The following is a 10285-nucleotide window of genomic DNA, read 5'->3' as shown; positions in this document are numbered from 1 at the left end:
CCTTGTTCGTTAAAGCGTACCGCAGTAAAAATTTTCTGACGCGCAATATACGCCAGTTTACTCACAAGATCACCTGTAGTCAGCTTCCATACATGTGCTTGCTTCATACTATCTGCGGTAAATGCGTAGCGACCTTGTGGGTCTAGGGTTACTTGGGTAACACGCGTCGGGTGATTAAAGCGATGAATTACTTGCCCTGTACGTGTATCCCAAAAATAAGCAACGTAATCATTTGAGCCGCTTAAGGCATAGCGCCCATTAGGCGATAAATCAACGGTGTTTACTTTGTCTTGGTGGCCTAAAAACTCAATGCGGCGTCCGGTTTCTAGGTTTAAAAATACCACTACGCCGTCGCTTCTGCCGTATAAAACACTGCGGCCTTGGTTACTTATCGCAATATCGCGAATAGTGGCTTGTTGAATTTTATAATAGCCGCGGTTTTCGCCGTTGCTAATATCCCACACGGCAAAGGTGGTTTTTTCTGCGGTAACGGCCACGCTATTATCAAAGGCAATAGCCACAGCATACACTAGGCTTTCTTGTGATTGCTGTTGAAACCATTGATATTTTAGCACCTGCTGTTGATTATCCCACAGGGCGACCCCATGGTGAATGGAGGAGACTAGGCTGTATTTACCATCGTTAGATACTGCCGAGGAAAACGCACCCTGTGCTGCGTGTTCAAAGCGTTGTGCAGCTTGCTGTTTTTGATCGCTACAAGCTAGGGCTAATAAACAGCTAAAAGCGATTAAAAAAGTACGAAATATCGACATATTACAGGTATTTCCTCTTAACTCTTAGTGACTGAGAGGTTAGACTAGGTCACGTTGAAGGCCTAGGGTGTTTGTCTAATCACTATAATAGGTTAGGTTTTAATTTAGTTAGTTATTAAACAAGCAGCCTATCATGTAGGCCGTTAATCTTTAACTAGTAATAATACAATAAATGACAACTGCAAAGTGTGTCGGAGATTTAAAATGAAAAAGACGATTAGATTGTCATTGATTGCAGCGTCGGTTTTAGCGCTTACAGCTTGTAATCAAGAAGCAAAACAAGAACAAGCTGAAGTTAAATTAGACACTGTAGAGCAGCAACAAGCATACGGTATTGGTGCATCAGTAGGTAACTTTTTAAATAAAGACCTAGCTGATAAATCAGAGATTGGTATTGAACTAGACCAAGCACTATTAATTCGTGGTTTTGAAGACGCGCTTGCTGGTAATGCAAAAATCGATGAAGAAAAAATCCGTGAAGTGCTAACTGAGCTAGATACATCAGTGCGTGCAAAGCAAGAAGCTAAAGCTAAAGTTGAGTCTGAAAAAAGCAAAGAAGCAGGTAAAAAATACCTAGAAGAAAATGCTAAAAAAGAAGGCGTAACAGTAACTGAGTCAGGTCTACAGTACGAAGTACTTAGCGAAGGCGAAGGCGAAAAGCCAGCAGCAACAGACGTAGTTAAAGTACATTACAAAGGTACTTTATTAGACGGCACAGAGTTTGATAGCTCTTATGCGCGTAACGAGCCAACTACTTTCCCTCTTAACCGTGTAATTGCGGGTTGGACTGAAGGTTTACAGCTTATGTCAGTAGGGTCTAAGTACAAGTTCACTATTCCTTCTGAACTTGCTTACGGCGATCGTGACCTAGGTAAAATTCCAGCTAACTCAACGCTTGTTTTTGAAGTAGAACTACTTGAAATACAAGATGACGAAGCACCTGCGCAATAAGCGGTAGCTTATAACGCAAAAAGGGACCATAACGGTCCCTTTTTTGTTGGCTATTTTATTAATCTGTGTGGTTAGAAAACAAATTATCTATTAGCTCATCTTCTAGTTCAAAACGCGCTTCTAACGTTTCGCCAAGTACCGACAAATCGTTATCAAACTCAGCTAATAAGTCCTCTTTATCTACTTCTGCGTATTTATCGTTAAAGTCTAAAGCAATATCTGTTGTGCTAGAAATGCGCGGGTAAATTGTATTTGCCAGCTCTTGGCTTTCAAGGCCCTTGCTTTCGCAGGCTTTTGCAATGTCATCGTACACTTCAAAATGGCCGGCAGATAAGTAATCCATTAAAATTTGGCAAAATGATTGAATTTGTTCTGGCTCTGGTAAGGCGTGATCTTTTTTGTCGTATGGCGAAAACCCAGCCATTTTACAATAAAGTACAATTAACTCTTGGCGCTCGTTTAACCATTTATCAATGACAGTATGGCTACCACCCCATTTTTGTTGAGCTTTCTCTACGCGCGTCAGCATTACTGTTCTCCTAAGCTGGGTCACTTTTATGGTTAAATTTAAACTTTCTTATACATCAAGATATATTTTATTTAAGTGTATATCAACAAGTAAAAGGTATGAGCTGGTGCATGTGTGTATTTATTGTAGGTAAATTATTATTTTATTGCAGGCAAGAAAAAACCACCGGTTAAGGTGGCTTAATTTCTTGTTTTGGCCTGTTAATACAAGCTTTCTTATTGTTATAGAAGATTTTTGTTATTTTTATTATAAATATTTTTGTTATTGTTGTTTAAGATTTTTATTATTGTTCTTGTTAACGCGGGACAAACAATACCAAGGTTTTTGTTATGTTGCAAACATATTAACAAAAAGTTTTTATTGTTAGTTCTTTTTGGTTATTTAATACTCAAATGTGACTAAATAAGCAACAAACTAGGTTCTGTTAGCTGTAACACATGTTTTACGAGCTTAGCGATAGAGAGCCGGAGAATATGGTGGTACAATCTTGAACAATTTCTATAAGCCTCAGGATTATTTACGCTATGAGCGAATTAAAAAACGACCGTTATTTACGTGCACTTGCAAAACAACCCGTTGATGTAACACCGGTATGGATGATGCGCCAAGCAGGACGCTATTTACCAGAGTACCGTGCTACACGTGCACAAGCGGGCGATTTTATGAGCCTGTGCCGTAATGCTGAGCTTGCATGTGAAGTAACACTACAACCACTTCGCCGTTACCCGTTAGATGCTGCTATTTTATTTAGTGACATTTTAACTATTCCCGATGCTATGGGTTTAGGTTTGTACTTTGAAACCGGTGAAGGCCCTAAATTTGAAAACCCTATTTCGTCACTTGCTGATGTTAAAAAGATTCCTAAGCTAGACCCAACTGACGAGCTTGGCTATGTAATGAACGCAGTAAGTACTATTCGCCGTGAACTTAAAGGCGAAGTGCCACTAATTGGTTTTTCGGGTTCACCGTGGACACTAGCAACTTACATGGTTGAAGGTGGAAGCAGTAAAGTATTTGGTAAAATAAAAAAAATGGCGTTTGCAGAGCCGCAAACACTACATTTACTACTAGATAAACTAGCTGATTCAGTCATTGATTACTTAAACGCACAAGTAAAAGCCGGTGCGCAATCGTTAATGGTTTTTGACTCGTGGGGCGGCGTATTAAGCCCGCGCGATTACAACGAATTCTCACTGCAATACATGCATAAAATTGTTGATGGTTTAATTCGCGAATACGACGGCCGTAAAGTGCCGGTAACGCTATTTACCAAAAATGGTGGTCAGTGGATTGAAGCAATTGCAGCAACAGGCTGTGATGCAGTAGGTCTTGATTGGACTATTAATATTGGCGACGCTAAACGCCGTGTAGGCGATAAAGTTGCATTGCAAGGGAATATGGACCCGTCAATGCTTCACGGTACGCCTGATCGTATCCGCCAGGAAGTAGGCACTATTTTAGAAGACTTTGGCACAGGTGATGGCCACGTATTTAACCTAGGCCACGGTATTACACCAGATGTAGACCCAGAAAACGCCGGTGTATTTATCAATGCAGTACATGAGCTAAGCGCGCAATACCACAAATAACAACCGTAGTATTAATAGCTATTAAAAAGCCCGCTAATTAGCGGGCTTTTTGCTGTGTAGTAATCGGGTTAAGTAAATAACCTATTTAATCCATTTAACGCCGCAACACGGTAGGCTTCTGCCATCGTTGGGTAGTTAAATGTGGTATTTACAAAGTAGTCAACGGTGTTGCCTGCCCCTTTTTGTTCCATAATGGCTTGGCCAATGTGAACAATTTCTGAGGCACGCTCACCAAAGCAATGCACGCCAAGTACTTCTTTGGTTTCACTGTGAAACAATATTTTTAAACTACCAACTTCTGTACCCGCAATTTGCGCACGAGCTAAGTGCTTAAACTGAGCACGACCAACTTCATACGGTACTTTTGCAGCGGTTAGCTGTTGCTCTGTTTTACCTACCGAACTCATTTCAGGAATGGTATAAATACCGGCCGGTATATCTATAATTAGCTTATCTTCGCAATTACCGCAGGCAATAGCATCGGCAGCTATACGGCCTTGATCAAATGCTGCACTCGCTAAGCTTGGGTAGCCAATTACATCACCTACTGCGTAAACGTTATCTACCTCAGTTTGGTACATTTCGTTGACTTTAAGTTGGCCTCGACCATCGGCTTTTAAACCAATAGCTTCAAGGTTTAGCGTATCGGTATTACCTGTGCGCCCGTTAGCAAATAAAATACAGTCGGCTTTTACACGCTTGCCCGATTTTAAATGCATTACAACACAATCTGAGCGCGTTTCTATACGGTCAAACTCTTCGTTATGACGAATAACAATACCGCTATTCCAAAAGTGGTAGCTAAGAGCGTCAGAAATTTCTGCATCCATAAAGGCTAATAAGCGGTCGCGTGTGTTTACTAAATCTACCTTAGCGCCTAAGCCTTTAAAGATTGAAGCGTATTCACAGCCAATAACACCCGCACCGTATATAAGTACACGTTGTGGGTCGTGCTCTAGGCCTAAAATAGTATCGCTGTCGTAAATACGTGAATGGCTAAAGTCGACCTCAGGTGGGCGGTATGGGCGCGAGCCAGTAGCAATTACAATGGTTTTAGCGGTAATACGCTCTGCTGAGCCATCAAGGCGCTTAATTTCAACCGTGTGTTTATCTACAAAGCTCGCATCGCCTTGGTACATATGAATGCGGTTACGGTCGTAAAAGCTGCTACGTAAGTTTGACTGCTTAGAAATAACAGAACTTGCATGGCTTAAAATATCAGGAAACGTTAAGCGGCTAGGGCGCTCGCCAACATTAAAAAGTGGGTTTGCTTTGTATTCAATATAGCGGCTAACCGAGTGGCGTAATGCTTTTGAAGGAATTGTTCCCCAATGTACACAGCCACCGCCAACAGCTTGTTGGCGCTCAATAACCGCTACTTTTTTATCGTTTTTAGATAGGTTCATGGCGGTGCCTTCACCGCCAGGGCCCGTACCAATAATTATTGCGTCATATTGGTAAACTACGGGTGCTTTTTTTTGTTCTGGTTGTTTGGCCACAGCCACTCCTAAATTAATTAAAAGAGGCTTTTAATAACCTCGCATTAAGTGCTAGCCATGCCTGCTTTTGATTTTCCCAGGCGGCTTCCAGCTCATGGTATTGTGTCATTAATGCTGATTGTTCACACTGCTTTGCCATGTTATTTTTTTTAGCTTCTAACACTTGTTTTTGTAGTGAACAGTAATTTTGCAGCTTTTTCAGCAGTAAATCGTACTCTTGTTGTAATAATGTAAGCTTATCTTGCGCTAAAGGCAATTTTGAAAGGCGCGTTTGCGTTTTACTCATTAGCGTTTCGGCTTTGGCTTTTTCTATGCGCTCAACTGGGGTGCGCTTTAATTTACTGGCTAAACCGAGTGCTGCTAAAGAGCGAATCATCCATTTAGTTGGGTCGTAATGAAACCACTTAATACCGTTACGGTAATCGCTTGCAAAAATATGGTGAAAGTTATGGTAACCCTCGCCATAAGTAAATAGCGCTAAAAAGCCATTATCGCGTGCAGTGTTTTTCTCAGTGTATGGGCGTGAGCCCCAAATATGAGCCAATGAATTAATGAAAAAGGTAAAGTGCTGGCTCAATACTAAGCGTAATAAACCTGCAAGTAGTAGCATACCCCACACATCGCCTACTAATAAACCAAGCACAAGCGGTAAACCGACATTCATGGCTATAACAAGCTTTAAGTAGTGTTTATGCTGCCACATAACAATTTTATTGCGCTGTAAATCGCGACAATTACTGTAATCGTTATAACTATCGCCTTGGTAATCACGTAGCATCCAGCCAATATGGCTGTACCAAAAGCCGTTAGTTGCGGCGTAAGGGTCTTTTACTGGGTCATCTACTTGGCCGTGGTGTATACGGTGATCGCTACTCCAGTGCAACGCGCTGTTTTGCAAAGCAAATGCGCCACCAAGAGCAAAAATAAATTCTATTGCAGGGTGTACGTTATAGGCTTTGTGCGCCCATAATCGGTGGTATCCGGCAGTGATAGATAGGCCTGCGTAAAACATACAGCCTACAAATGCAATCCAATGCGCGCTGGTAAATCCGTAACTAATGCCGTACCAAGGTACAAGTGTGACAGCCGCCAAAAAGGTTAGGCTAAAAAATAGGACGTTTGTCCAAATAATCGGTGGTTTATTCATCGTTTTTACTCTCAGCGTACAACTGTAAGCTAAAATAGTGTTTCAATCTCTTGGCGTCAAGTATTAGACTAGACAATTCGGCTAATTATCATTAAAACTTCATATAAAATTACTCAGGGAGCTGTGGATGTCGGGTGTTAGAGCACAACAGAAACAAAAAACACGACAAGCCTTAATTGAGGCGGCATTTAATCAGCTTAGTGCTGATCATAGTTTTTCTAATTTAAGCTTACGCGAAGTGGCCCGCGAAGCCGGTATTGCCCCCACCTCTTTTTATCGCCACTTTAAAGATATGAACGAGCTAGGTTTAACCATGGTCGACGAAGCAGGCTTGACCCTTCGCCAACTTATGCGCCAAGCCCGCAGACGTATAGCCAGTGGCGGCAGCGTAATAAATACTTCGGTTGTTACCTTTATGGAGTTTATTGATAACTCAAGCAACCAATTTAGATTACTGCTGCGCGAACGTTCTGGCACCTCAAAAGCCTTTAGAGCCGCCGTAGCGCGTGAGGTAAAACACTTTATTTTAGAACTTGCGCATTATTTAGAAAGCGAAACCAAGTGCGATTCAATCCACGCTTATATTCAGGCCGAAGCCATGGTAACACTGGTATTTAATGCCGGCGCTGAAGCACTCGATATAGAAGGTCAACAACGCGAAGAACTCATTGAGCGGGTTATTTGGCAGCTACGTTATATTACCCGCGGTGCAGGTCATTATATACGTGAAACAAATAATCAGGTTTAGCTTAAAAAATTAGCAATAAGTTAATCTAAGCACGCAAGTTTACTCAACACATTAATTTAAGCTAAAAAGTCTATTCGTGTGATTTATAAAACCTGAATATGCTATTTTTAGGTATATAAATTTCTTTGATGTAGGGTTTTTATTCCCTTGTTTGGAATATTTATGCTTGCACCAACAGCTTTGTAATGTTAAAAATAGGCCTCACTGAACACACACAAGAAACAAGATGCAAAATATTCGTTTAATTACACTAAAACTTAACCTCTTACTGCTATGGTCAGTGAGCGGGGATTAGTGTGTTTGCATCGAGTTAAACACTAAAAACCCCGCAATTGCGGGGTTTTTTATTATCTCGCGGCTGGGATAAATTGAAATTTGGGTAACAGAGGAATGAGGGGCAGTTATGCAAGACAAAGATAAAGTATGGATTTTTGATACCACCTTACGTGATGGCGAGCAGGCACTTAAAGCAAGCCTTACAGAAGACGATAAAATTCAGCTAGCGCATACTATTAGCCGCTTGAGCGTGGATGTGATGGAAGTGGGTTTTCCGGTTTCGAGCCCCGCTGATTTTCGCTCGGTACAACGTATTGCAACCGAAGTCAAAGGCCCAATTATTTGTGGTTTAGCACGTTCAGTAGCAAAAGACATTGAAGCCTGTGGTGAGGCACTTCGCACAGCACAGCAAAGCCGTATTCATACTTTTATTGCCACAAGCCCTTTGCACCTTGAACACAAATTACGTATGAGCCTAGACGATGCAACGGCCATGGCGGTTAAATCAATTAAATTAGCGCGTAACTACACTGATGATGTTGAGTTTTCGTGTGAAGATGCAGGGCGTACGCCGCACTGGGATTTATGTAAAATTGTTGAGCAGGCAATTAACGCCGGTGCCTCTACTATTAATTTACCTGATACCGTTGGCTTTGTAACGCCAGACGAATACGCCGCAATGATCCGCCATTTAATGAATAACGTGCCAAATATAGATAAAGCGCGTTTAAGTGTACATTGTCATAACGATTTAGGTTTAGCTGTAGCTAACTCGGTAGCCGCGGTACAAGCCGGTGCTCGCCAAATTGAATGTACAATAAATGGTATTGGTGAGCGTGCGGGTAACTGCTCGCTTGAAGAAGTGGCGATGATCATGAAAATGCGCAAAGACCACTTAAACGTACACACCGATATTAAAAGCGAAGAAATTTATCGTGCATCTCGCCAAGTGGCAAAAATATGCAATATGCCGGTACAGCCAAATAAAGCCATTGTGGGCGAAAACGCCTTTGCACATAGCTCGGGCATTCACCAAGATGGCGTATTAAAAGCGCAAAATACTTATGAGATTATGTCGCCAGAAAGCGTCGGTGTGCCAAATAACCAATTAAATATGACCTCGCGTTCGGGCCGTCATGTTATTGAGCACCGCTTAGAAGAGTTAGGTTATCAAAAAGCTGACTACGATATGGACAGCTTATATGAGAGCTTTTTAGCGTTAGCTGATCAAAAAGGCACCGTATACGATTACGACCTTGAAGCCATGATTTACTTTAATCAAATTAACGACAAAGACGAAAAATACCAATTAGAGTTTGTAAACTCAGCGTCTAACTCACAGTCGGTAGCCAGCTCTACCATTGGGATGTTAATTGATGGCGAAGCAAAACAAGAAGCTGCTACAGGTAATGGCCCTGTTGAAGCCTCATTTGCGGCTATTGAGCGCTTAACAGGTATGAGCGTTGAAATGATTGAATACAATTTAGAAGCCACTGGCCAAGGCGCAAGCTCGCTTGGTCAAGTAAACATTATTGCTAAATACGATGGCCGCCCTTATCACGGTGCGGGTATTGCTGCGGATGTGGTAGAGGCGTCGGTACGCGCCATGATCCGTGTTTACAACTTAATTTATCGTGCACAAAAAGTGTCTGATTTAAAACAACAAAGGAAAGCAGGATGAGTAAAACAAACTACAGCGTTGCCGTATTAGCAGGCGACGGTATTGGCCCAGAAGTAATGGCAGCAGCAGAGCAAGTACTTGATGCTGTAAGCAATAAGTTTGGTTTTACCCTGAACCGTCAGCATCATGCTATTGGTGGCGCAGCTATTGACGAATTTGGTGAAGCATTACCACCAAAAACGCTAAGCGCGTGTGAAAACGCCGATGCCATTTTATTTGGCTCGGTAGGTGGCCCAAAATGGGAAAACCTACCACCTAATGAGCAACCTGAGCGTGCATCGCTTTTACCGCTTCGTAAGCACTTTGGTTTGTTTTGTAACTTACGCCCAGCACAGCTTTTACCGGCGCTTAGCGCAGCATCGCCATTACGTGCAGATATTAGCGAAAAAGGCTTTGATATTTTATGTGTACGCGAACTTACTGGCGGCATTTACTTTGGTGAAAAAGGCCGAAGCGGCGAAGGCGCTGAAGAAGCTGCATTTGATACACAAACTTACTCGCGTAAAGAAATTGAACGCATTGCCCGTTTTGCCTTTGAGGCAGCAAAATTACGTAGTAACCATGTAACATCGGTTGATAAAGCAAACGTGCTTGCATCAAGCGTGCTATGGCGTGAAGTAGTTACCGAAGTAAGCAAAGACTACCCAGAAGTCAGCCTAGATTACATATACGTAGATAACGCAGCTATGCAGTTAGTTAAACAGCCTAGCCAGTTTGACGTACTACTTTGCGATAACTTATTTGGTGATATTTTGTCAGATGAGTGTGCAATGATCACAGGCTCTATGGGCTTATTACCATCAGCAAGCTTAAATCAATCGGGCTTTGGTTTATACGAACCAGCCGGTGGGTCAGCGCCAGATATTGCTGGCAAAGGGGTTGCAAACCCGATTGCGCAAATTTTAAGTGCTGCACTTATGCTACGTTACTCATTAGGGCAAGACGAAGCTGCGCGCACTATTGAAAAAGCCGTAGCCGAAGCCGTAGAAGCAGGCGTTGGCACGCCAGATATCTACCCACAAGGTGGATACAGCACAAGCGATGTGGCAGCTGCCATCGTTTCACGTATTTAATATATAAATCGCAGCACCG

At 42.2% G+C, this 10285-nt stretch carries 9 protein-coding genes; 5 read left to right on the top strand and 4 right to left on the bottom strand.

Features of this window, described 5'->3' with window-relative positions:
- The coding region (locus tag B2R65_RS07095; RefSeq protein WP_286741757.1) for a WD40 repeat domain-containing protein at positions 1-773 on the bottom strand (773 nt) is incomplete at its 3' end.
- Positions 774-977: 204 nt separating this feature from the next.
- Between B2R65_RS07095 and fkpA the strand changes: the two genes are divergently transcribed.
- Positions 978-1724, top strand: a complete 747-nt coding sequence (fkpA, locus tag B2R65_RS07090) for an FKBP-type peptidyl-prolyl cis-trans isomerase (RefSeq protein WP_004589617.1) — start codon at positions 978-980, stop codon at positions 1722-1724.
- A 58-nt stretch (positions 1725-1782) separates the two neighbouring features.
- On the opposite strand, the gene B2R65_RS07085 is transcribed toward fkpA, so the two are convergent.
- On the bottom strand, positions 1783-2253 hold the full coding sequence (locus tag B2R65_RS07085) for an Rsd/AlgQ family anti-sigma factor (RefSeq protein WP_004589394.1): 471 nt from the start codon (positions 2251-2253) through the stop codon (positions 1783-1785).
- Positions 2254-2777: 524 nt separating this feature from the next.
- Here B2R65_RS07085 and hemE point away from each other — a divergent pair.
- Positions 2778-3842, top strand: a complete 1065-nt coding sequence (gene hemE, locus B2R65_RS07080; RefSeq protein ID WP_024033935.1) for a uroporphyrinogen decarboxylase — start codon at positions 2778-2780, stop codon at positions 3840-3842.
- A gap of 68 nt (positions 3843-3910) precedes the next feature.
- On the opposite strand, the gene sthA is transcribed toward hemE, so the two are convergent.
- On the bottom strand, positions 3911-5341 hold the full coding sequence (gene sthA / locus B2R65_RS07075; protein WP_029774151.1) for a Si-specific NAD(P)(+) transhydrogenase: 1431 nt from the start codon (positions 5339-5341) through the stop codon (positions 3911-3913).
- 13 nt (positions 5342-5354) lie between these two features.
- Positions 5355-6488, bottom strand: coding sequence for an acyl-CoA desaturase (locus B2R65_RS07070; RefSeq protein WP_054983308.1), 1134 nt, complete (start codon positions 6486-6488; stop codon positions 5355-5357).
- 127 nt (positions 6489-6615) lie between these two features.
- Between B2R65_RS07070 and fabR the strand changes: the two genes are divergently transcribed.
- The 3 genes from fabR to leuB all read left to right on the top strand — a co-directional run bounded on the left by fabR (position 6616) and on the right by leuB (position 10266).
- A complete protein-coding gene (gene fabR / locus B2R65_RS07065; protein WP_004589390.1) occupies positions 6616-7236 on the top strand; it encodes an HTH-type transcriptional repressor FabR in 621 nt (206 codons plus the stop codon).
- Between the two features lie 403 nt (positions 7237-7639).
- Complete coding sequence (gene leuA / locus B2R65_RS07060) at positions 7640-9193, top strand: 2-isopropylmalate synthase (protein WP_286741756.1); 1554 nt, start codon at positions 7640-7642, stop codon at positions 9191-9193.
- The gene (gene leuB / locus B2R65_RS07055; protein WP_004589388.1) at positions 9190-10266 is read left to right on the top strand and encodes a 3-isopropylmalate dehydrogenase; all 1077 of its coding nucleotides are present in this window, start codon (positions 9190-9192) and stop codon (positions 10264-10266) included. Before leuA ends, leuB begins: the two co-directional genes overlap by 4 nt.
- The last annotated feature ends 19 nt before the right edge of the window (positions 10267-10285 follow it).

It is taken from the genome of Pseudoalteromonas sp. UBA2102 (assembly GCF_002331165.1).
Classification (GTDB): Bacteria; Pseudomonadota; Gammaproteobacteria; order Enterobacterales; family Alteromonadaceae; genus Pseudoalteromonas; species Pseudoalteromonas atlantica.
Note: the sequence above shows the minus strand (reverse complement) of the source record. Positions and strands in the feature narration are given on the sequence as shown.

Excerpts from the sequence above, each read along its gene's own strand:
- fkpA (WP_004589617.1), top strand. The coding sequence starts at position 978 with ATGAAAAAGACGATTAGATTGTCATTGATTGCAGCGTCGGTTTTAGCG.
- B2R65_RS07085 (WP_004589394.1), bottom strand. The coding sequence starts at position 2,253 with ATGCTGACGCGCGTAGAGAAAGCTCAACAAAAATGGGGTGGTAGCCAT.
- hemE (WP_024033935.1), top strand. The coding sequence starts at position 2,778 with ATGAGCGAATTAAAAAACGACCGTTATTTACGTGCACTTGCAAAACAA.
- B2R65_RS07070 (WP_054983308.1), bottom strand. The coding sequence starts at position 6,488 with ATGAATAAACCACCGATTATTTGGACAAACGTCCTATTTTTTAGCCTA.
- fabR (WP_004589390.1), top strand. The coding sequence starts at position 6,616 with ATGTCGGGTGTTAGAGCACAACAGAAACAAAAAACACGACAAGCCTTA.
- leuA (WP_286741756.1), top strand. The coding sequence starts at position 7,640 with ATGCAAGACAAAGATAAAGTATGGATTTTTGATACCACCTTACGTGAT.
- leuB (WP_004589388.1), top strand. The coding sequence starts at position 9,190 with ATGAGTAAAACAAACTACAGCGTTGCCGTATTAGCAGGCGACGGTATT.